The sequence below is a fragment of the Vibrio sp. R12-SW3-ISO1 genome (assembly GCF_059834005.1).
In genome coordinates this window covers 30,244-52,189 of record NZ_JCBDGK010000015.1, presented here as the reverse complement: position 1 = coordinate 52,189, position 21,946 = coordinate 30,244, and the positions used below count along the sequence as shown (strand labels likewise).

General features: G+C 49.6%; 23 protein-coding genes. 14 read left to right on the top strand and 9 right to left on the bottom strand.

Annotated elements, in window-relative coordinates:
• Positions 1 to 4 precede the first annotated feature (4 nt).
• From rsxG to AC6R0R_RS03895, 5 genes are all read left to right on the top strand, one after another.
• Positions 5 to 640 carry an electron transport complex subunit RsxG gene (rsxG, locus tag AC6R0R_RS03915; protein ID WP_334551139.1) on the top strand — a complete coding sequence of 212 codons (636 nt, stop codon included), beginning with the start codon at positions 5 to 7 and terminating at the stop codon, positions 638 to 640.
• Positions 633 to 1,319 (top strand): electron transport complex subunit E, encoded by a 687-nt coding sequence (locus tag AC6R0R_RS03910; protein WP_334551141.1) that lies wholly within the window; start codon positions 633 to 635, stop codon positions 1,317 to 1,319. The genes rsxG and AC6R0R_RS03910 overlap by 8 nt, the downstream gene beginning before the upstream one ends.
• A gap of 25 nt (positions 1,320 to 1,344) precedes the next feature.
• The gene (gene nth, locus AC6R0R_RS03905) at positions 1,345 to 1,986 is read left to right on the top strand and encodes an endonuclease III (protein WP_334551142.1); all 642 of its coding nucleotides are present in this window, start codon (positions 1,345 to 1,347) and stop codon (positions 1,984 to 1,986) included.
• Positions 1,987 to 1,997: 11 nt separating this feature from the next.
• A complete protein-coding gene (gene gloA / locus AC6R0R_RS03900) occupies positions 1,998 to 2,414 on the top strand; it encodes a lactoylglutathione lyase (protein ID WP_334551144.1) in 417 nt (138 codons plus the stop codon).
• Between the two features lie 111 nt (positions 2,415 to 2,525).
• Complete coding sequence (locus tag AC6R0R_RS03895; RefSeq protein WP_334551145.1) at positions 2,526 to 2,963, top strand: DUF2753 domain-containing protein; 438 nt, start codon at positions 2,526 to 2,528, stop codon at positions 2,961 to 2,963.
• A 97-nt stretch (positions 2,964 to 3,060) separates the two neighbouring features.
• Here the strand turns inward: AC6R0R_RS03895 and motY are convergent, their stop codons facing one another.
• Complete coding sequence (motY, locus tag AC6R0R_RS03890) at positions 3,061 to 3,942, bottom strand: flagellar protein MotY (protein WP_500625752.1); 882 nt, start codon at positions 3,940 to 3,942, stop codon at positions 3,061 to 3,063.
• Between the two features lie 195 nt (positions 3,943 to 4,137).
• Between motY and rnt the strand changes: the two genes are divergently transcribed.
• Positions 4,138 to 4,785, top strand: coding sequence for a ribonuclease T (gene rnt / locus AC6R0R_RS03885; RefSeq protein WP_334551149.1), 648 nt, complete (start codon positions 4,138 to 4,140; stop codon positions 4,783 to 4,785).
• Between the two features lie 36 nt (positions 4,786 to 4,821).
• On the top strand, positions 4,822 to 6,147 hold the full coding sequence (locus AC6R0R_RS03880; protein ID WP_334551150.1) for a Na+/H+ antiporter family protein: 1,326 nt from the start codon (positions 4,822 to 4,824) through the stop codon (positions 6,145 to 6,147).
• A gap of 99 nt (positions 6,148 to 6,246) precedes the next feature.
• Here the strand turns inward: AC6R0R_RS03880 and bamC are convergent, their stop codons facing one another.
• Together bamC and dapA are read right to left on the bottom strand one after the other, a co-directional pair.
• Positions 6,247 to 7,272, bottom strand: a complete 1,026-nt coding sequence (bamC, locus tag AC6R0R_RS03875) for an outer membrane protein assembly factor BamC (protein ID WP_500625751.1) — start codon at positions 7,270 to 7,272, stop codon at positions 6,247 to 6,249.
• A gap of 52 nt (positions 7,273 to 7,324) precedes the next feature.
• Positions 7,325 to 8,203: a 4-hydroxy-tetrahydrodipicolinate synthase gene (dapA, locus tag AC6R0R_RS03870; RefSeq protein WP_500625750.1), complete on the bottom strand. Its 879-nt coding sequence runs from the start codon at positions 8,201 to 8,203 to the stop codon at positions 7,325 to 7,327.
• A 313-nt stretch (positions 8,204 to 8,516) separates the two neighbouring features.
• On the opposite strand from dapA, the gene AC6R0R_RS03865 reads away from it, so the two are divergent.
• Positions 8,517 to 9,059, top strand: coding sequence for a glycine cleavage system transcriptional repressor (locus AC6R0R_RS03865; protein WP_500625749.1), 543 nt, complete (start codon positions 8,517 to 8,519; stop codon positions 9,057 to 9,059).
• A 14-nt stretch (positions 9,060 to 9,073) separates the two neighbouring features.
• Positions 9,074 to 9,544 (top strand): thioredoxin-dependent thiol peroxidase, encoded by a 471-nt coding sequence (gene bcp / locus AC6R0R_RS03860; protein WP_500625748.1) that lies wholly within the window; start codon positions 9,074 to 9,076, stop codon positions 9,542 to 9,544.
• A gap of 115 nt (positions 9,545 to 9,659) precedes the next feature.
• Here bcp and AC6R0R_RS03855 read toward each other — a convergent pair whose 3' ends face one another.
• From AC6R0R_RS03855 to AC6R0R_RS03845, 3 genes are all read right to left on the bottom strand, one after another.
• A complete protein-coding gene (locus AC6R0R_RS03855) occupies positions 9,660 to 11,531 on the bottom strand; it encodes a methyl-accepting chemotaxis protein (RefSeq protein ID WP_500625747.1) in 1,872 nt (623 codons plus the stop codon).
• Positions 11,532 to 11,940: 409 nt separating this feature from the next.
• Positions 11,941 to 13,008: an AI-2E family transporter gene (locus AC6R0R_RS03850; RefSeq protein WP_500625746.1), complete on the bottom strand. Its 1,068-nt coding sequence runs from the start codon at positions 13,006 to 13,008 to the stop codon at positions 11,941 to 11,943.
• Entirely contained in the window at positions 13,009 to 13,254 is a 246-nt protein-coding gene (locus AC6R0R_RS03845) for a sulfurtransferase TusA family protein (RefSeq protein ID WP_500625745.1), read from the bottom strand. It lies immediately after the preceding gene.
• Positions 13,255 to 13,507: 253 nt separating this feature from the next.
• Here AC6R0R_RS03845 and bepA point away from each other — a divergent pair, with 253 nt between their 5' ends.
• The 4 genes from bepA to AC6R0R_RS03825 are packed head-to-tail and all read left to right on the top strand — an operon-like array spanning position 13,508 to position 16,376.
• A complete protein-coding gene (gene bepA / locus AC6R0R_RS03840) occupies positions 13,508 to 14,983 on the top strand; it encodes a beta-barrel assembly-enhancing protease (RefSeq protein ID WP_487903628.1) in 1,476 nt (491 codons plus the stop codon).
• A gap of 36 nt (positions 14,984 to 15,019) precedes the next feature.
• The gene (gene arsC / locus AC6R0R_RS03835) at positions 15,020 to 15,364 is read left to right on the top strand and encodes an arsenate reductase (glutaredoxin) (RefSeq protein ID WP_500625744.1); all 345 of its coding nucleotides are present in this window, start codon (positions 15,020 to 15,022) and stop codon (positions 15,362 to 15,364) included.
• Entirely contained in the window at positions 15,361 to 15,933 is a 573-nt protein-coding gene (gene wrbA / locus AC6R0R_RS03830) for an NAD(P)H:quinone oxidoreductase (protein WP_500625743.1), read from the top strand. Before arsC ends, wrbA begins: the two co-directional genes overlap by 4 nt.
• A 2-nt stretch (positions 15,934 to 15,935) precedes the next feature.
• Positions 15,936 to 16,376 carry a DUF2069 domain-containing protein gene (locus AC6R0R_RS03825; protein ID WP_500625742.1) on the top strand — a complete coding sequence of 147 codons (441 nt, stop codon included), beginning with the start codon at positions 15,936 to 15,938 and terminating at the stop codon, positions 16,374 to 16,376.
• Positions 16,377 to 16,485: 109 nt separating this feature from the next.
• Here the strand turns inward: AC6R0R_RS03825 and AC6R0R_RS03820 are convergent, their stop codons facing one another.
• The gene (locus AC6R0R_RS03820) at positions 16,486 to 17,772 is read right to left on the bottom strand and encodes a DUF2066 domain-containing protein (RefSeq protein WP_500625741.1); all 1,287 of its coding nucleotides are present in this window, start codon (positions 17,770 to 17,772) and stop codon (positions 16,486 to 16,488) included.
• Positions 17,773 to 18,103: 331 nt separating this feature from the next.
• On the opposite strand from AC6R0R_RS03820, the gene AC6R0R_RS03815 reads away from it, so the two are divergent.
• Positions 18,104 to 19,354: a uracil-xanthine permease family protein gene (locus AC6R0R_RS03815; protein WP_500625740.1), complete on the top strand. Its 1,251-nt coding sequence runs from the start codon at positions 18,104 to 18,106 to the stop codon at positions 19,352 to 19,354.
• Positions 19,355 to 19,361: 7 nt separating this feature from the next.
• On the opposite strand, the gene ybaK is transcribed toward AC6R0R_RS03815, so the two are convergent.
• Positions 19,362 to 19,838, bottom strand: coding sequence for a Cys-tRNA(Pro) deacylase (gene ybaK, locus AC6R0R_RS03810; protein WP_334551167.1), 477 nt, complete (start codon positions 19,836 to 19,838; stop codon positions 19,362 to 19,364).
• Between the two features lie 74 nt (positions 19,839 to 19,912).
• Complete coding sequence (gene ushA, locus AC6R0R_RS03805; RefSeq protein WP_334551168.1) at positions 19,913 to 21,574, bottom strand: bifunctional UDP-sugar hydrolase/5'-nucleotidase UshA; 1,662 nt, start codon at positions 21,572 to 21,574, stop codon at positions 19,913 to 19,915.
• Between the last annotated feature and the right edge of the window lie 372 nt (positions 21,575 to 21,946).

Genomic DNA, 21,946 nt, shown 5'->3' with positions numbered 1-21,946 from the left:
TATCATGCTGAACGCTATACGTAACAACGGCGCAATCCTTGCCATCTTTGCCTGTGCTTCTACAGGCTTAGTTGCGCTGACTCACTACTTGACCGCCGATCAGATCCAGCGCCAGGAGCAAGCGCAGTTGCTCTCGGTACTCAATCAGGTCATCCCACATGATCTGCACGACAACGATCTCTACCAAGCCTGTACCTTGGTGACGGATCCGCTGCTTGGCACGGCTGAACCTATGCCAGTCTACCTCGCTTCCTTAAATGGCGAGCCTAGCGCCATGGCGATTGAAGCCATCGCGCCCGATGGCTATAACGGTTCCATCAAACTCATCATTGGCGTGAAACAAGATGGCACGGTCACCGGTACCCGAGTATTGAGCCATCAAGAGACACCCGGACTCGGTGACAAAGTCGATTTGCGTGTCACAGATTGGATCCTCGGCTTTACCGGCAAAGTGCTGACTACGGATAACCAGGCCAGTTGGAAAGTGCGTAAAGACGGCGGGCAATTTGATCAATTTACCGGGGCAACCATCACGCCAAGAGCGGTCGTCAAGGCGGTACGTAATACGTTAGAGTATGTCAACGACCATCGTGGTGACATTCAATCTCAACCGCTCAATTGCGGAGGTGCGCGTGACTGAACATCAAACACTGATTAAGAATGGTTTGTGGGACAACAACCCCGCACTGGTCCAACTGCTTGGCCTATGCCCTTTGCTGGCGGTCTCCTCTACCGTCACTAATGCGCTTGGCTTGGGGATTGCGACCCTGTTGGTTCTGGTTGGATCGAACGTGACCGTCTCTTTAGTACGCGACTATGTGCCAAAAGAGGTACGCATTCCGGTCTTTGTGATGATCATTGCCTCGTTAGTGACCTGCGTGCAGCTGCTGATGAACGCGTACGCTTACGGTTTGTATTTGTCGCTGGGTATCTTTATCCCACTTATCGTGACCAACTGCATCATCATCGGACGCGCTGAAGCGTTTGCCTCGAAAAACGTGCCACTTCTTGCCGCTCAAGACGGTTTTTGGATGGGCATGGGGATGCTGATTATTCTTGTCATTTTGGGAGCCATGCGTGAGATTCTTGGCAATGGTACCTTATTTGATGGTGCAGAGCTGCTGCTAGGGCAATGGGCAACAGCGCTGCGAATTGAAGTGTTCCAATTTGACAGCAATTTCCTACTGGCAATGCTGCCGCCAGGTGCCTTCATCGGCGTTGGGCTGCTGATTGCGATTAAAAACACCATCGATAGTCGACTGAGCGCGCGCAAAGAGAAAACCAAACCAACGATAGAACGAGCGCGGGTGACCAGCTAATCAACACACGGGAAGTCAGCGAATAATGAACAAAGAGAAACGCATTCAAATTCTACAGAGGCTAAGAGATGACAATCCGCACCCGCAAACGGAGCTGAATTGGAACACGCCTTTCGAGCTGCTGATCGCGGTTCTCCTCTCGGCTCAAGCCACCGATGTCAGTGTCAACAAAGCCACTGACAAGCTCTACCCTGTTGCCAACACGCCACAAGCGATGTTTGATCTCGGCGTTGACGGCGTGAAAGAGTACATCAAAACCATTGGCTTATTTAACTCAAAAGCAGAAAACGTCATCAAAACCTGTCGTATTCTGCTCGACCAACATAACGGTGAGGTGCCTGAAAACCGTGAGGCACTCGAGGCACTACCTGGCGTGGGTCGCAAGACGGCGAATGTCGTCCTCAACACGGCCTTTGGTTGGCCAACGATTGCGGTCGATACGCACATTTTCCGCGTCTCCAATCGCACCAAATTCGCTATGGGCAAGAACGTTGACCAAGTAGAAGAGAAACTGCTTAAGGTGGTCCCCAAAGAATTCAAACTCGACGTACATCACTGGTTGATCCTTCATGGCCGCTACACCTGTTTGGCCCGTAAGCCAAGGTGTGGCAGTTGCTTGATTGAAGACCTGTGTGAGTATAAAGAGAAAGTTTACCCCGACAACTAGGAGCTAGGCACATGTCAAACGGACGCATTCTACACACCATGCTACGCGTAGGTGATCTCGACAAATCTATTCAGTTCTACACTGACGTAATGGGCATGTCTCTGTTACGTAAAAACGAAAACACAGAATACCAATACACGTTGGCTTTCGTTGGCTATGGCGATGAATCGCAAGGCGCGGTGATTGAGCTAACGTACAACTGGGGTACCGACAGTTACGATCTTGGCAACGCATTTGGCCATGTAGCGGTGGGTGTCGATGACATCTACGCTACTTGTGATGCGATCAAAGCCGCAGGCGGCAATGTGACTCGTGAACCAGGCCCCGTAAAAGGTGGCACGACACACATCGCGTTTGTTGAAGATCCAGACGGTTACAAAATTGAGTTGATTCAAAACAAGCAAGCGACAGCTGGGCTTGAAGGCTAACAGTGCGAATCAATCCAATCTATGGGTAGCATTGGCTGCCCATTTTTATTTGCTTTACATGATAATGATTATCACTTAATCTTATTCTTCTCATAGAGAGGAGAGACAAGCATGCAACTGGCAGAATGGGAAAAACACACACTGCTCGCAGACGTCGCGTTTAAGGACCAAGACCACTTACGCAGTATTCTGCATTATCAACAGGCATTAACACTGAGCGAACGACTGGGTGAACAGGTCGATGTCGATATCGAAGACCGACTGATGATCTCGGTGATTTCGTGCCACAACCTAGCGACCTTCTGGCGCTCGATGGGCGATGAAAAGTATGAACTGAAGTATTTACAGCTCGCTTCAGAGAAAGTGCTGACGCTGATCCCTCAATGCCCGAATTCAGACTGTGACGCCTTTGTCTCTTCGATCGGCTGCTGTAAAAAGGCGTTAGTGGAGTTTATGAAACGCCACCCCAATCCGACCATCGCTCGCATGGTACAAGACATCGATACAGCGACCAATTGCAACTTAATCGCACAGTTTAAGCTGAACTGATCGGCTATCTTGCTAAAAACTTGGCTTCATGTTTTACCTTACATACTGAAGCTATGCAGCGGATACAAAAACAGCGCCAAATTTTGGCGCTGTTCTTTTAGACTTGGGTACGACCGAGAGAAATCACTACGCGGCGGTTTTTATCTTTGCCAAGCGGTGATGCGTTGTCCGCCACCGGACGACGACGCCCATAACCTTGAACTTGAATCCTATCTTCCGGTAAACCAAGCGAACGGAAGTAACGTTGCAGCACTTCAGCACGCTGCTCAGATAAACTTTGGCTGGCGGCTTTACTGTCTAACGAGTCGGTGTATGTCGATACCAACACCAAGTCTATATCTTGGTTGTGTTTAATGTACTCCGCAATTTGTGCAAGGCGTTTTTGCGAAGCTTTATTCAGCTCTACGCTAGAACGGTCATAATGCAAAATGGTGAAGGCGATATCTTCAAAGCTGTAAGGCAACAAGTTGGCAATACAATCACTAAATACGTTGTAGGTGGGCTGAAAAAGCACCGACGACAACGCCACCTCTACCCGCTCGTCACGACTTTGCCACTCTTGATAGCTAAACGTGGGATAACGCCCCTTTTCAAGCTCACCCAAAATGCTCCACGCGGTTTGTCCACCAACGTAACCATCAAATTGCTGAAAAAACTGAATGCTCGACATGCGGCTGGCGCCATCGCCAGGTCGCCATGCTGGAGGCATCGACACTAAGCTAACGTCTCTTGTCTGCCCCATTTGCCGTTTCATCTTCAGCTCAAAGTCCAGATTGATCTTTTTACTGGCTTGGGAAGAAAACACCGCATCGCCGTAGTTTGGGATAGGATGAACCAACTTACATTCTAGCGGCGTATTGGCAACCATTTGCCAGGTTGACTGCATCGGCGTTGCCACATAGCGCTTCTCAAGCGCAAAGGCGTTCGCTTCAAAACCGGCAATGACTAGCCCTAAACAGGCAACGTAGAATTTGTTCATAGTATGCTTCATCTCTAATACTGCTGGGTGACTGGCGTTGCCGCTTGTCACTCTGTCTGCATGACTTTGGTGAGAATAATGCAAAAAGCTCGCCAACACTTTCATTCCACAGCGTCGCCATCAAAGAGATTAACGGTTTTTCTTGTTGACAGAATCTGCAATAATGCTGCCCCTGTCACATAACAATAGACCAACATGAGTTCAGAAAACGAAGCATTGACGCTTAAAAAACGCTTTCGAGGCTATTTCCCAGTGGTGATCGACGTCGAGACCGCAGGATTTAACGCCCAAACCGATGCCCTCTTGGAAATCTGCGCGGTCACCTTACGTATGGATGAAAATGGCGACCTCCACCCTGCGTCAACGATTCACTTCCATGTTGAACCATTTGAAGGGGCGAACTTAGAAAAAGAAGCCCTAGAATTCAATGGGATTCGTGACCCATTTAGCCCGCTTCGCGGCGCAGTGACAGAAGCCGAAGCATTAAAAGAGATTTATAAGCTCGTTCGCCGCGAGCAAAAAGCGGCGGACTGTAGCCGAGCTATCATCGTTGCGCACAATGCCACTTTTGACCACAGTTTTGTCATGGCAGCAAGCGAACGTAGCAAGCTCAAACGCGTCCCGTTTCACCCCTTCGCCACCTTTGATACTGCCGCATTAAGTGGTTTGGCCTACGGTCAAACTGTTCTGGCCAAAGCGTGTAAAACCGCAGGGATGGAATTTGACAACAAAGAAGCCCACTCTGCGCTCTACGACACGGAGAAAACCGCAGAGCTTTTCTGTGGCATCGTCAATAAATGGAAAGCCCTAGGCGGCTGGCCACTGAGCGACGACGCCGATTAATACTAAAAACATGTAAACACAATTATCGAGTAAGTTATGAACCCTGTTGTTATTTCCGTTTGCGTTATGCTAGCGCTTGCCCTGATGCGCGTGAACGTCGTGGTCGCGCTGACATTCAGTGCTATCATCGGCGGTCTCGTCTCTGGCATGAGTCTAAATGAGGCGGTTTCCGCGTTTGAAAGTGGTCTAGGTGGCGGCGCAACGATTGCACTGAGCTACGCGATGCTAGGTACGTTTGCCGTTGCGATTTCAAAATCCGGCATCACCGACCTTCTAGCAAGCAGCGTGATCAAACGCATTCATGGTAAAGAGAATGCCAATGCGTCACTTGGCCTTAAGTACGCCGTGCTGGTTGCCCTGATTCTAGTGACCATGTCATCGCAAAACGTCATTCCTGTCCATATCGCCTTCATCCCTATTCTTATTCCACCTTTGCTAGGCGTATTTGCAAAACTGAACCTTGACCGCCGCATGATTGCCTGTGTGCTGACTTTTGGCCTGGTCACGCCATACATGGTGTTGCCGATCGGTTTTGGTGGCATTTTCCTCAACAACATCTTGCTGAAAAATTTGCACGACAACGGTCTTGAGTCTGTCACCGCAAGCCAAGTGCCGATGGCGATGCTGCTCCCTGCTGCGGGTATGGTGTTTGGTCTGATCACGGCTATTTTTGTCAGCTACCGTAAGCCTCGAATCTACAAAGAGACGGAGCTGACGCATGTGGAAGAGAACACCACCCAAGTGAACAAGAAGAACGTTCTGACTGCCGCATTGGGTATTATCGCGGCATTGACGGTTCAGCTCTCGACCGGTTCAATGATTGTCGGTGCCCTAGCTGGCTTTATGGTCTTTACCTTTGGTGGTGTGATTGCCTGGCGTGAAACTCAGGATGTCTTTACTAAGGGTGTGCACATGATGGCTATGATTGGCTTCATCATGATTGCAGCCGCAGGCTTTGCCGCGGTCATGAAGCAAACCGGTGGTGTTGAATCTTTGGTTGAAGCACTCTCTACCAGCATTGGTGACAACAAACCGCTCGCTGCGCTTCTGATGCTCATTGTTGGCCTATTAGTAACCATGGGTATCGGTTCTTCTTTCTCCACTATTCCTATTATCGCCACCATTTACGTTCCACTTGCTGCTGCGTTTGGTTTTTCACCACTGGCGACCGTTGCCCTTGTCGGTACGGCGGCAGCGCTTGGTGATGCAGGCTCTCCGGCCTCTGATTCGACCTTAGGCCCGACGTCTGGCCTGAATGCCGATGGGCAACATGAACACATGTGGGAAACGGTTGTCCCGACCTTTATCCACTACAACATCCCCTTGATCGTCTTTGGCTGGATTGCCGCGATGACGCTCTAAACGCGTTGGTCTGTGGATAGATGAAAATCTAAAGACAATTAAGATCAAAAAAGCTGACTCGTGTCAGCTTTTTTTATGCTTGAATGGTGTAGGCAACGTCTATTTGGCGTGTTTTTCTGCCACAGCCGCCAGCACTGGTGCCATGTCTTTCAACAACTCTTCATTCACAGGAGCATCCGATGAATCGGTAATGTTAATGGACGTACGGTTCCCAAGGTCGCCAAAGAGGAAGGTATAAGTTCCCGCTTTAAGCTCGGTCGGTTTCACACCAATATCATCCCAAAACGCATCATCCGGTGAGGCATACTTGGCCTTGATGGTGCCTTGAGATTGGTTACGCGCTTCGATGGTAAAGCCCATCTTAGGTAGCAACTCTGGCAAACGCTGCCATAGGACATCGTAAGGAGTACGAGCGATGATAACCGGGAAGCCACTGCGATCTCGGCCCATTGTAATAGGGATCTGTTTAACCAGCTCTTGCGCTTTACGCGTCGCTTCTTCACGCAAATCCAAATCATAGCGAGCAGTTACAAGGTTGGTCATCAACGCGTTGTAGCGAGATTTATTGGTCGCAGTAACAGGCATAGATTTACCGCCTTCGCGCCAATCGATAAGAGAAATTTTGAAGCCGTAGCGGTTGTTTGCCACAAGACGAGAGATATCGTAGCGAGAGCTGAGCTCCACATCTTCATCAGCAGAATTCCATGTCACCCAATCGGTTTCAATATGGTCTGCCGTTTGCTCTACGATACCGATGTTGCGCTCACTCAGCATGGTTTGCGCAGTTTGCCAAACGCGATCCAGTTCATCTTCACGCAGCAGCCATAATGTCGTTTCCCCTTCTTTGCGCTCTGCTCGCGCGCCAGGAATCAAGGCTAGGACCTGCTGGGGAGGACGAATATCCACTTCACGACCAATTCCACCGCTGAACTCGCCCTGAGGAATTTGGTAGTTGGGGTAAAACTGAGGCTCTGCGCCTGCCGGTAACGTCCACTCGGTTAAATCAGGGGTATTAAGATACTCAAAGTCATCTTTGGCTTGGCGACGCTGCGTGGCGCTGCCTGAGCAGGCACTTAAAACAAAAACAGCTAGTGAACTAACGACTAGCTGGTGAGACAATTTCATTGAAACTCCTAAGAAATCAAAGCCGAAGCTAAGCTTCGGCAGTTATCCTAAATCAGTAGATGCCCGCATCCGTCATGGCTTGCGATACAATCGGCTGCGCGTTGTCTGACAGCTCTGTCAGCGGCAATCTTAGGCTACCGTGGTCAATCAGACCCAGCTTATGCGCCGCCCATTTGACCGGAATCGGGCTTGACTCCACAAATAGATTCTTGTGCAAAGGCATCAAACGCTGGTTGATGACTTCCGCTTCGTCAAATTTGCCTTCGCTGGCTAAACGGAACATAGTTGCCATATCCGCAGCCGCAATATTGTTGGTCACAGAAATCACACCTTGACCACCCATTTTGACGAAATCCAAACCGGTCGAGTCATCTCCACTTAGTAAGATAAAATCTTCGCCACAAAGTTCACGATGAATCGCAATTCGACTCAAATCACCGGTCGCATCTTTTAATGCAACAATGTTTTCGATTTCAGAAAGGCGAGCAACCGTCTCAGGTTTAAGGTCTACCGCAGTACGACCCGGTACATTGTATAGGATCAGCGGCACTTCGCTGACGTCAGCGATCGCTTTGTAGTGCTGGTACAAACCTTCTTGTGTTGGCTTGTTGTAGTATGGTGTAACGCTCAGACAACCGGCAATACCCGTATTATTCAATAGGCGGCTAAAGGTGACTGACTCGTGGGTTGCGTTCGCGCCTGTGCCTGCTATAACAGGAATACGGCCATCCGCGAATTCCAGCGTCTTGAGTACAACCTTGACATGCTCTTCTATCGATAACGTCGATGATTCACCCGTCGTACCTACCGCAACAATACCGCTGCTGCCCGCAGCAATGTGGTATTCGACCAGTTTTTTCAGACTCGCGTAATCGACTTCGTCTTCTTGATTAAACGGTGTAATTAACGCGACGATACTTCCTGAAAACATGTCTCTCTCCCTAATTTCGATACTTATCGCATGTTACTGTATGGGGATTGAAAAACACAAGCGGTTCGTCACGCTTAAATCACCTAAATCTGTGAATATTTATCATATGTTAGCGTTGGCGCAATTCTGGGTAAAATCTATCCCAACCTAGACCACTCCACAGCCCGATTTGACTTAGGCTGCGCGCTTTCACTCTACAATGTGAAAACACTCAATGTAGGTGATTAGAAAACCTACAGATCCCGCAACTTTCTCCCTTTTAACTGTGCTAAGCTATCTCATTAACAAAGTTAACAATGACTGAAGTGACATTATGAACCAACATCTGGTGATTACCGCGGTAGGGACAGACCGCTCAGGCATCTGTAACCAAGTCGTTCACCTTGTGACGCACTCGGGTTGCAACATTGTTGATAGTCGTATTGCGCTATTTGGTAGTGAATTCACGCTTATCATGCTGCTGTCGGGAAGCAACGCAGCCATCACTCGCGTCGAGACCACCTTGCCTTTACTTGGCCAGGAACATGATCTCATCACCATGATGAAACGTACTTCTCCTCACACTCTGTCAGACAATAGCTATATGGTCGAAGTCTTCATTGAGTCGGACGATAAACCGGGCTTAACGGAACAGCTCACCCAGTTCTTTGCCAGCAAAGAGATTGGCCTTTCTTCTCTTAGCGCCCAGACGATCAATAAAGATAAGATTCAAGCGCCGCAAGACCAGTTCCATATCGCTATTTCTGCTTCTGTCGACTCGGGTTGTAACCTGATGCAGTTACAAGAAGACTTCAACGCTTTATGTAAAGAGCTACAAGTTCGAGGCTCACTTAATTTTCTAAAAAATAGTCAGTAAGAAAGGAATACTTCATGAATACACTCAAAGCCGGCTCTCCTGCTCCTGCTTTTTCTCTTCTCGACCAAAACGGCGATACCGTGTCATTGTCCGATTTCGCTGGCAAGAAAGTGCTGTTCTACTTCTACCCTAAAGCGATGACGCCAGGCTGCACAGTTCAAGCACAAGGTCTGCGTGACGTGAAAGCCGAGCTAGATAAGCACAATGTGGTGGTGTTAGGGGTAAGTATCGACCCAGTGAAACGACTCGGTAAATTCATCGAACGTGACGAGCTCAACTTCACCTTACTTTCCGATGAAGACCACGCTGTCGCCGAGCAGTTCGGTGTGTGGGGCGAAAAGAAATTTATGGGCAAAGTGTATGACGGTTTGCACCGTATTAGCTTCCTTATCAACGAAGAAGGTGTGATTGAACACGTGTTCGACAAGTTCAAAACGAAAGACCATCACGAAGTGGTTCTGAACTACCTGAATGAGAACGCCTAACGAGTACGTTTGTCACCCACTCATCGCGACCTACCGTGAAAAAGTGGGATAGACAAAATTACAGAGACAAAAATGCCAGCAGAAATGCTGGCATTTTTACTATCAAGGGTAGGAACTACACAATGAACTTGTTAAGAATCGCGTCTTGCTCTCGCACGTTCTCGGTTTGAACCTGCATGGCAATACTGGCCTCCTCTGACGCGTTGGTCACCTGTGTCGAGAGATCTTTGATTTTCACTGTGTTGCTGTTGATCTCTTCTGCTACCAAGCTCTGCTGCTCAGCCGCCGACGCAATTTGCATATTCATATCCGAGATACGCTGAATCGCATCACGAATACGTTGCAGTGCACCATCGGCCGCTTGCGCTTTGTCCACAGCGTCGACCGCGGTCGCTTTACTTTCGTTCATGGCGGCCGACACTGAGCTCGCACCCGCTTGTAGCTGCTCAATCATGTTGCGGATTTCGGTCGTTGACTCTTGGGTTCTTTGCGCCAGAGTTCGAACTTCATCGGCTACGACCGCAAACCCACGTCCCGACTCACCCGCACGCGCAGCCTCAATCGCGGCGTTCAGTGCCAATAGGTTGGTTTGATCGGCAATGTCATTGATGACCTTCAAAATGGTCTCAATGTTGGCCGTCGCCGACTCAAGCCCTTGCACTTCTTCAACCGCTTGATCGATTCGAGCAGACAGCATGTCGATCGAGGCTGTAGTGTCACTCACCACCGAGGTGCCATCAAGGGTTGCTTCATCGGCCTCACGCGCGGCAGCCGCAGCACCTTGTGCGTTGTTGGCCACTTCCGTCGCGGTGACCGCCATCTCATTCATCGCGGTCGCCAACTGTTCAAGCTCTTGTAACTGACTGCGCATTGCTTCGGCAGATTCGTGCGAGCCTTGAACCGTCATCTCTGTTCCGCGTAGGATCTCTGCACCGATCGCTTTCGATTGTTGAATTTGTTTCTGCAACGTTTCCGTGAACTGGTTAAAGCCATGCGCAAGCTCGGCAAACTCTTTATCTGTGTTGGTATCAAGACGCTTGGTCAAATCCCCTTGCCCAGATGCCACATCTTGAATCGCTGCATTGAGTGTCCCTAGTGGGCGCATCAGCACTTTGATGAGGAAGGTCAGGCCAAGAATACTCAGCACCACACCGATAATCACGTAAATGATCGAGCTATTACGCATATCGCTGATGGCTTTAAACGCGACGCTTTCATCGACAATCGCGCCAATGTACCAGTTTTCACTGGGAACATGCGCCAATTTAATAAGGAAATCTTTACCGTCTTGTGTGATGCGCTGTTCGCCCTCTTGAAGCGTCACTTCAGGCAGGTAGGTCGACAAGTTCTCGCCGTTAAAGTCCGAGTTAGGGTGCGCAATGGTCGTGCCATCACCTGAGATAATAAACAGATAACCCGCATCATGAAGATTGGCTGTGTTGACCAAATCCGCCAAGCCACCCAGCTCCATGTCATAGAACATACCGGCGACCATTTTGCCGTTTTCTTTCACTGGCGTGCCGATCGAGATAATCACTTTCTTCGACGAGACATCCACGTATGGCGCAGTGACAATCAACGATCCTTTGGCTTTCGCATCTTGATACCAAGGACGAACGCGAGGGTCATAACTCGAGTCGGCTTCCCAGCCATCGTCATTTTCTACCAGAGACCCATCGGACTCATAACCATATCCCACAGCAAGAAAGCTCGATTTCAAATTGGGCTGCTCAAGGATTTCACTCACACGTGCTTTATTGAATGGGTCTAACTGCAACACTTCAGTCGACGAGCGGGCCAACGATTTTTTCGCTTCCATCTCGGACACCACCGTGCTTCTTACACCGTTAACGATTTCGCTCAAGCTGACATCCACCAGCTCCTCAACTTCGTTTTTCACAATGGACAGTTGCTGGACGGACAACAGGGCGACCGTCACAAATAGCAGCGCGGACGATGCGGCGACAATCTTTTGACTAAATCTCATAACTTCCCTCGAAAAATGTATAGGTCGTTCGTATTATTGTAGTTATATCTATCGACTGTGCTGACGTTGACTTGAGTAAATTCTTATAGAAACGATAGCTTGTAAACAAAAAGAGTGAATTTTTTCACTCAACCTTTCAATATTTCATCGCTCTATCAGGCAATTCCTACCTAACTGTATAAATCTAGCTGCATAAACCAGACAATTCAAAAGTACTAGTCCACTTTTTTGTCACCTAGCCCCTATGCAACCTCGTCTCGTCCACATTGGGTTTGTTCGACACACCTCCTTTGGCAATATCGAGATTTTATCGAATGAAATTCTGCCACTAATATGAATAGCGCATAAAAAATAACGCCGCTAGAGCTTTAACTCTAGCGGCGTTATTTCACCGACAACTGATGAGACACTAAGAAATAATATTCTCTTCGTCACTACTCGGAAGAGCACGCCATACTGCTTTTACCAAGGTGGCCAGAGGAATTGCAAAAAAGACGCCCCAAAAACCCCACAATCCGCCAAAGACCAAAACAGCAACGATGATCGCCACCGGATGTAAGTTGACCGCTTCAGAAAACAGAACCGGAACCAACACATTGCCATCTAACGCTTGGATTATGCCGTAAGCCAACAGCAGCCAGTAGAATTGTGGTGTGAATCCCCATTGGAACAATCCGACCATAGCCACTGGCAAGGTAACGGCAGCCGCGCCAATATAAGGAATGAGTACAGAGAGCCCGACAGACACCGCCAATAACACCGCGTAACGCAGATCCAAAATCGCAAACGTAATGTAGCTCACGCCACCCACAATCAGGATTTCCATCACTTTGCCGCGAATGTAGTTGGAGATCTGCTCATTCATCTCAAGCCACACTTTGTTGGCGAGACGACGATTTCTCGGCAGTACGCCACTGGCCATCTCTAGCATCTCTTGCTTATCTTTCAATAGGAAAAACACCAACAGTGGCACGAGTACCAAATACACAGCCAATGTGGCCAAGCTCACCAAAGACGCCAACGACCCTTTGACAACGCTTTCTCCCATACCCAACACTTGATTTTTCGTGTTGCTCACCAGAGATTCGACGATCTGGAAATTCTCAAGTTCTGGATAGCGCTTAGGCAACTCGGCAATGACTTTTTGTAAACCGACATACATGGTGGGAATATCATTGATAAGGTTGCCGACCTGTTGCCAAATCGTCGGTACCAGACCAAACACAGCCACCAGCATAATGCTGATAAAGCCCAGAATCACCACCACCACCGACAAGGTGCGGGGCAGCCCAACTCGGGTCAACTGATTGACCGGCCATTCAAGTAAATAAGCCAACACGATCGCCACCAACAAAGGCGCAATCAAGTTGCCGAAAAAGTAGATTGTAATAAAACCAAAGAGCAGTATGGCCACTAGGCTCACGGCATGAGGATCAGAGAAGCGTCGCTTGTACCAGCGATTGATCATTTCGAGCATTTAACTGTTTTCCCTTGTGACATCTAGACAAAGAGTAACATGCAAAGCAAAGTGGCCTTCTTGGGGTTGGCAGTCATGTAGCCACCCTTTCGCCGTAACAAAACGCTGAATATCCTTCAGCGATTGCGGGTCAGAGGTAAGAAGTGATGCTGAACTCTGCTCATGAAGCGATGTGAGGTAACGTTTGGCTAATAACAGCGCCATCGGGCACCGCTCCTGGCGCAGATCCAAAATATTGGGTTCCATTCTTCCGCTCGATGCATATTATATCGTGAAGTATTGTATAGTGTTTTTTTAAAAGAGACAGTGTAAATAGAGGCGGCCAGGCAAACTTTGACCGCTATTTGACTCTCCCTCAACCAACTAAGAGAATGACGGGTAACACAGGGAGACCACCGAGACATTGCACTCGAAACCAACCGCAAAACTCGGTGTCCAAGCAGTAAGTGCAGCTCAGCTTGCTGTCGAGACAATATCCACGGAGCATTTCAGGAAATTTATGCTTAAACGTACGCGTTCTATCGTTTGCTTGTGTGTAGCGACTGTTTTAGGGACATCTACCGCCAGCTTCGGCCCTGTTACACCGGTGTATGCCAACACAATAGACTTGCCCGACATTGGTACCGCCGCTAGCGGCACCTTGACGATTGCACAAGAACTGCAATACGGCGACGCCTACATGCGCATGTTGAGAAACGGCCAGCCGATCGTCAATGACCCAGTTCTCAACGAATATATCGACGCTTTAGGCCATCGATTGGTGGCGAATGCGGACGATGTGAAAACCCCCTTCACCTTTTTTATGATCCGCGACCGCAACATCAACGCCTTTGCCTTCTTCGGTGGTTACGTCGCGTTACACAGCGGATTATTTTTGCATGCACAGAGTGAAAGTGAACTCGCCTCCGTCGTGGCGCACGAAATCGCCCACGTCACGCAGCGTCACTTAGCGCGCAGTATGGAAGATCAAGCCAGACGTTCGCCTGCCACCATGGCAGCTCTCGCGGGTGCCCTTCTACTTGCAATTGCGGCACCAGAGGCAGGAATTGCGGCCATTACGGCGACAACGGCAGGCAGCATGCAGGGCCAAATCAACTACACACGTTCGAACGAAAAAGAAGCGGATCGCTTTGGCATCGCCACTCTGGCGAAAGCGGGATTTGACGTCAACGCCATGCCACGCTTTTTCAGTCGCCTAGCGGATGAGTACCGTTACGCGAGTACGCCACCGCCAATGCTGCTCACTCACCCTTTACCTGAAGATCGCATCACCGATAGCCGAGCTCGTGCACAAAACTATCCGGCAAGACGGGTCGATTCGTCGCTCGATTATCATTTAGCGCGTGCGCGTATCGTCGCCCGCTATGCGGGTATCAGTTCGAAAGCGGCACTCGATTGGTTTGAGCGCACCGAAGCAAAAGCAGAGCCCGAGATTAAACGCGCATTCCAATACGGTCGAGCCCTGGTACAAATGGACAACAACCAACTCGACGAAGCGAGCAAAACCCTGCATGAACTCTACAAGCAGCAGCCGAACAATCATTTTTATCTCGATGCGATGAGCGATCTCTATATCGCGCAAAAAACACCCGAGAAAGCCAAAACGCTGTTAGAGCAAGCTCTGAAAGCAACGCCAAACAACCCCGTCCTGACCATCAACTACGCCAACGTCTTGATGCAAATGGATAAGAATCAAGACGCGTCCAAAGTCTTGCAGCGCTATACCCACGACAACCCAAATGATGTCAACGGATGGCACTTGCTCTCGGAAGCCAGCATTCACTTAGGGTACAGTGACGAAGATTTGGCCGCGCGTGCGGAGATTTTGGCGTTGAAAGCCAACTGGAACAAAGCGATTCAGTATTACACTCAAGCCAGCCAACTCGCTGACCTTGGCAGCCTAAAACAGGCGCGATACGATGCACGCATTGACCAACTCATGATTCAGCGTGATCGCTTTATGGCGCTGCAATAACACAAGATCTAACGATAACAATAATGGAGAAAGACTATGTCTGTCGTGATTTATCACAACCCTCGCTGCTCAAAAAGCCGTCAAACACTGGCGCTATTGAAAGAAAACGGTGTTGAGCCACACATCGTCAAATATCTTGAGCAAACCCCAAATGTCGATGAACTCAAGACGCTCTTTAGCCAACTCGGCTTCTCTGAAGTTCGTGACATGATGCGCACCAAAGAAGAGATTTACAAAGAGCTGCAACTGGCCGATGCCGACGATGAAACCCTGTTTCGCGCAATGGCGGAACATCCGAAGTTGATTGAGCGACCAATTGTTGTCAACAAAGGTCATGCCAAACATGGCCGACCACCAGAGCAGGTGCTTGAGCTACTATGAGCTGCCGCCTGATTGTCCTCTACTACAGTCGACACGGTGCAACCCGCTCTCTCGCACAGCAGATTGCGCGAGGCATTGAGTCGATTGACGGTTGTGAAGCGTTGCTTCGCACCGTCAACGAAATAGAGAGCGGCGATGATCCCCTCGATCCCATTATTACTCTGGACGAGTTGAAAAACTGCGCGGGGCTGGCGATGGGCAGCCCTGTATGGTTTGGCAATATGGCTGGCGCGTTAAAGCACTTTTGGGATAAAACGACACCATTATGGCTAGCGGGCGATCTGATTGATAAGCCCGCTTGTGTCTTCACCGCATCCTCATCCATGCACGGCGGCCAAGAAACCACCTTGCAGTCTATGATGTTGCCGCTACTGCACCACGGGATGTTGATTTTGGGGATTCCTTATTCTGAGCCAGCTCTGCATGCCACACGCTCTGGAGGCACGCCTTATGGCGCCAGTGCGGTCACGACACATCAACCACGCACCTTGTCGCAAGACGAAATAGCATTAGCTCAGCAAGTCGGCAAACGTCTGGCCCGCTGCGCACGTCAATTAAAGGAACTCTAACCATGCAAGAGATGCAAGCGACCACAAAACGATACCGTTTCATGGCGCTGCTTGGCAATCTGGCGCTGCTCGCTTGGATTGGACTGTGGCAATTATCGTTATCGCCTCACCCTCACCTCAACAGCACCACACTCGCGATTGCTTGGGCTATCCCACTGCTGCTGCCTATGCCCGGGATTTTGGCCGGCAAACCGTATACACACGCATGGGCAAACTTTGTTTTAATGCTCTACTTCCTGCACGCTTTGACCATCCTTTGGATTGACGACGGCGAACGTTATTTAGCACTGGTTGAACTGCTACTCACCAGTCTCGCGTTTGCTGGCAACATTCTTTATGCACGAGCACGGGGACAAGAGTTGGGCATGAAACTAAAAAGATTGTCCAAAGTGGAAAAAGAAGAGCGTGCTAAGTTCGGCGCTGAAGATAAGTCCGAGGGATAAGGTCACGTTGATGGTCACCCATCTAGCCAACTCACACTTATATTCCGGGTAAAAACGACAAAAGGGGCGGATCATCCAGCCCCTTTCTCATCTCAAATCTTGATGTGGTTTACTCTACTACCTCAATAGGTTCCATCTCCACACCTTCAGTCTCTGCCACAGCTTCGTTGGCAGAGACGTCACTGTCTGGCTGGATCAGTAGCGGCTCAGGTTGATACGGTTTACCTTGCCACTGGAAAAGCAGCACCGTTTCAGTCTGAATAAGCGGGGCTGAAGCCGCCAGCGAGCTCTCTGTCTCCACCAGAGTTGAATCGGCCGTCATCGTATCGCTAGGCTGATTGAGCTCATCGCTGCCTTGCACTGGCAACGTTGGCGTGAGCTCCCCTACCTCGGGTTCAGTTTGAATAAACTGAGTCTCCAGTTGCGTCACTTCGAGTGCAGAGACCTGCTGCTCAAACTCTTCAACACTGGCAAGCAAGTGGACATCAAAGGTCACCTGATTGCCTTGAATTTTGATGATGTCTAACGAGGCGACTGAGCTCAGTGCCTTGAGTTTATTCTCAAGTTGGAAAAAGCCCATCGCGTCATTGAGTTCAATAAAGCGTGCTTTCACGGACTCAGAAGACTCACTCGCCACCAGCACCGCACTCTTTTTCGCGTAGTAGTCGCTGATTTGGTTGATCATTTTATTCGCCGCATCTGCACCATTATTGGCGCCGCTAATCGGTGCTTGACGAGTCACCCCTATGGTCGCTGGCTTTTGATCGTATAACGTCCAACGTAGTGATTCGCCTTGCACTTTCACCACTAAGACAGCATCAACTGGGTAGCGCTGACTCGCTTGACCCACTGGCTGAATAAAGCCGCCCCACAAGTCTGAGACAGCCACTCCGGTAACGTCATCAAAATCGCCAACCGGTACCGTAACAGGCAAGCCTCGCTCTCGCGCTTGCTGCTGCAAGTTGACCAGTGTCTCAGAGCGAGAGTGCTCCCAGATGATGGTGCGATCGTAGGATGTCTCTTCCACCATCCAGACTAAAACGTTCGCACGTGTTGCTGGCCAAAGCGGCAATTGCGCTTGACTGAGTAGAGAACGAATATGAGGGCCGCTAAACGACATGCGCAGTGAGGTCTCCTCACCGATTTTGCCGTAGCCGAGTTGAGAAACGTACTGAGCGCTCTGAGAGAGAGCCTTCTTGACAACTTCGTTATCCGCAGCTTGCGGATCGCCAGACGCGCGAATGATGACTTGCTTCATCCCTGCTTCACGAGCTCGGGTATCGGCGTTATTCTCGCTTTGATCGATGACGATTTCAGCTCGGTAAAGATCCACATTGGTCAAGGCCATCGCTGGCAAACCCATCAGTCCGAGCGCGAGTAAAGCTAAACGGCGCATACATTTCCTACATCTAATCAAATTCACAAACAGCGATGATAAGCAACTATCCGCTGCGGGGCAACTTTCCCGGTCGGTTGGCAGCAGCAAGCGCGATATGGCTAACACTCTCCTCGTAGCCACTCTCGGAGTGAAACAGCAACGCACGGATTAAAATAGCAAAGCACCGAGTAAACACAGTTCACCTGCCTATTCAAACGAGCAATATTTGATCAAGCTCAGATTGCAATCGTTTGCTTTAATGTTAAAATCTCGCGATTTTATTTTTAGTACCCATGCTCTATCGCTATGTACTAGACCGAAACTATCCGCTTTACAAAGGAATGACGACATGAAAAATGCCATTCAAGGCGCACAAATGCTGTTTGTTGCGTTTGGGGCCCTGGTTCTCGTCCCGCTGCTGACGGGACTCGACCCTAGCGTTGCCCTCTTCGGTGCTGGCCTTGGTACCTTACTCTTTCAATTAATGACTCGCCGCTCTGTTCCCATCTTCCTCGCCTCCTCCTTCGCTTTTATCGCCCCTATCCTTTACGGAGTACAAACCTGGGGTGTACCAGCCACTATGGGTGGTTTGATGGCCGCTGGCTTGGTGTATGTCGCACTGGGTGGTCTAATCAAACTTCGTGGGGTTGAGATTATCCATAAATTGCTGCCTCCCGTTGTGGTTGGGCCGGTCATTATGGTGATTGGTCTTGGATTGGCGCCCGTCGCCGTCAATATGGCACTGGGTAAAGGGGGCGATGGCACGCAACTGATTGATGGACAAGCGGCGCTAGTGATCTCTTCTGTTTCACTGCTCACCACGATTCTACTGAGTGTCTTCGCCAAAGGCTTCCTCAAGCTCACCCCTATTTTGGGGGGCATTGTGGTGGGATACTGCCTGAGCTTGGGCTACGGCATTGTCGATTTCACGCCGGTCAAAGAAGCGTCCTGGTTTGCGCTACCAAACTTCACGGCGCCTGAATTTAACATTAACGCCATTCTATTTATGATTCCCGTTGCCATCGCGCCAGCGGTGGAGCACGTTGGGGACATGCTGGCCATTTCAAACGTCACCGGAAAAGACTACCTGAAAAAGCCCGGCCTTCATCGCACGATTGCAGGGGACGGGGTCGCGACGATGGCGGCATCACTGTTTGGTGCGCCACCCAACACCACCTACTCTGAGGTGACAGGTGCAGTCATGCTGACCAAAGCCTTCAATCCTGTGATCATGACTTACGCTGCGGTGACGGCTATTGTCCTTGCGTTGGTCGGCAAGCTTGGCGCTGCACTGCAAACCATCCCTATGCCAGTGATGGGCGGTATCATGATTCTGTTGTTTGGCTCAATTGCGACCGTGGGATTGAACACCTTAATCAAAAATCACGTCGATTTGCACAAGTCTCGTAACCTTGTCATCGTTGCCATTACCTTAGTCTTTGGTATTGGTGGTATGGCGTTTGGCATCGGTGAGTTCAGTCTCCAAGGCGTGAGCCTGTGTGGTATCGTCGCGATTGTGCTAAATCTGGTTCTTCCAAAAGATCTGGGTGAAAACCACGTCGTCGACAACGCACAAATGGAAGAGGAAGAAGCGCGCTAATCCACGCTCAGCCTTCACAAAGATTGGCAAACTGGCCCTGGGTCAGCTTTGCCAAATCTTGCGCCGCCAATTCGATTTCCAACCCTCGCTTACCTGCACTGACACAGATCGTTTCACGCTCCAACGCACTTTGATGGATAAACGTCGCCAATCGCTTCTTTTGCCCGAGCGGGCTGATTCCGCCCACAATATACCCAGTCACTGTTTGCGCAATAGCCGGATCGGCCATCTCTGCTTTTTTAGCCTTTGCCGCTTTTGCCGCCTGCTTCAAATTGAGTTTTTGGTTAACAGGTATCACAGCGACAGCGAGGTTTTTCGCCTCACCATTGAGTGAAAACAGTAGAGTTTTAAACACGCTATTGGGATCTTGCCCTAATGCTTGTGCGGCTTCGAGCCCGTAACTCTCGGCGCGCGCGTCGTGCTGATACTGGTGTATTTGATGAGGAATTTTGTGTTTTTTAGCAAGATTGATGGCTGGGGTCATACACACTCCGAGAATAAAAAAAGCGCAGCTCTAGGCTGCGCATTCAGTTAATAAGATTTAGCTCGTTAGGTCAATTACTTGTAGACCATCTCACCTGCTGGTGCGTATTGGTTTACATCTACTGGGCTGTTCGCCTCTAGGTAGTCTTTGAGTACTTCTGCATCAACGAAGCCCGTGTTGACGTGACCTGGGTGGTCCGTCAGCTTAGGATAGCCATCGCCCCCTGCAGCGTTGTAACTTGGTACTGTGAAGCGGTAAGTGCCGTCAAGACGCAGCTGTTTGCCACCGATAAACACGTTTGACACTTCACCGTTTTCCACCGTCATTGAAATACCTGCAAACTGAGCGTAAGCGCCAGAATCCACTGGCTTGGTCGCCACAACGTTGAGGTAATCCAACACTTCTTGGCCAGACATATCGGTGTAGGTCAAAATGTTGGCAAACGGCTGAACCGTTAGCACGTCTTTGTAGGTCACGTCACCGCCTTCAATCGAGTCACGCACGCCACCTGAGTTCATCACAGCAAAATCCGCTTTGGCACGTTGCATGTGCGAGGTCGCGATCAAACGGCCTAAGTTGGTCTGTTGGAAACGAACCACATTACGATCCCCTTCCAGCTTGCCATTGGTCTCTGCGATCTTCACATTCAACTGAGCTTGACCTTGCTCTTGGTAAGGACGCAAAAACTCGAGCAGTTCGCTGTCTTCGGCAATCTCGTCTTCGATAAAGACGCGTTTTGATTCGCCATCCACTTTGACTTTTTTCTTCAAGTTGACTGGAATCAGGTCGTAGCTGACCATCTGCAGTTCACCGTTACGGAACTCATAGTCCGCGCGACCGACGTATTTGCCCCATTCGTGCGCTTGGACGATGTAAGTGCCGTTTTGCATGTCCGGTTTACACTCATCCGATGGCGCGAAGTTTTTCTTCACGACATTTGGCGCTTCCATACAGACTGGCTCTTGGGAGTGACCACCTACAATCATATCCAGAGAACCTTCATCTAGGTAACGAGCCAAAGCCACATCACCCGGTGCGTTCACGCCACGCTTACCATCTTCGTAGTGGCCCATGTGAGTCACAGCAAAAATCAGATCTGGCTTTTCTGTTTCTTGTAGCTCAGCGATCAGCTTCTTCGCTTCTTCTTTCGGGTCGCGGAAATCGATGCCACCAATAAACTCTGGGTTACCGATTTTCGCCGTATCTTCGGTGGTTAAACCGATGACGGCAATCTTAATACCTTGCTTATTGAACATCTGGTATGCCTGGAACATACGCTCGCCCGTTGCTTTGTCGTAGATGTTAGCGGACAGCATTGGGAAGTTGGCCCACTCTTTTTGCTTGAACAACACCTCAAGTGGGTTATCAAACTCGTGGTTACCGAGCGCCATCGCATCATAGCCGATTTTGCTCATGCCCTTGAAATCAGGTTCCGCGTCTTGCAAGTCAGATTCTGGCACGCCAGTGTTGATGTCACCACCAGACAACAGCAACACACTGCCGCCTTGTGCGGTGATATCGGCACGCAACTCATCGATCAGAGTTTTACGCGCGGCCATCCCATACTCGCCGTATTTGTTCTGCCAAAAACGACCGTGGTGGTCATTGGTGTGAAGGACGGTGAGCTTGTACGTTGTGTCTGCTTCCCACTCGTGCTGCGGTGCGGTGGCACAGCCAGCCAGAGTTGCCAGAATTGCTGCGCTTATAGCGCTTTTTACGATCAGGCGTTGCTTCATTGTCATACCTTTTGAACTTGGGGGTTTCCACTGCCGAAATTACTGTGCTCTCAACGAGTTAAACGGAGTCAAAAAACGGCTCTGAGAACAGTAAAACTTGAACTAGTTTAAATTAAGGGTTTTTGCGCAACAGTCTGTTTTCATATTTATGATGTATAGATCACTTTATTTCGCTTGAAAGAATGAAACAAACCACAGAGTTTTCATTGACCGCACCAAGCGATCACAAGCAAACGTTTAGCTTATTGATGGTCTCCCAAGCTTGATTTTGCGACAGAGAGCGTTTAACCAACAGTTTTGCACCCATTGTCCAACGTTCACCGCCCATAAACGAAAAAAGCCAGCAAATGCTGGCTTAATCGATGTTTTTCG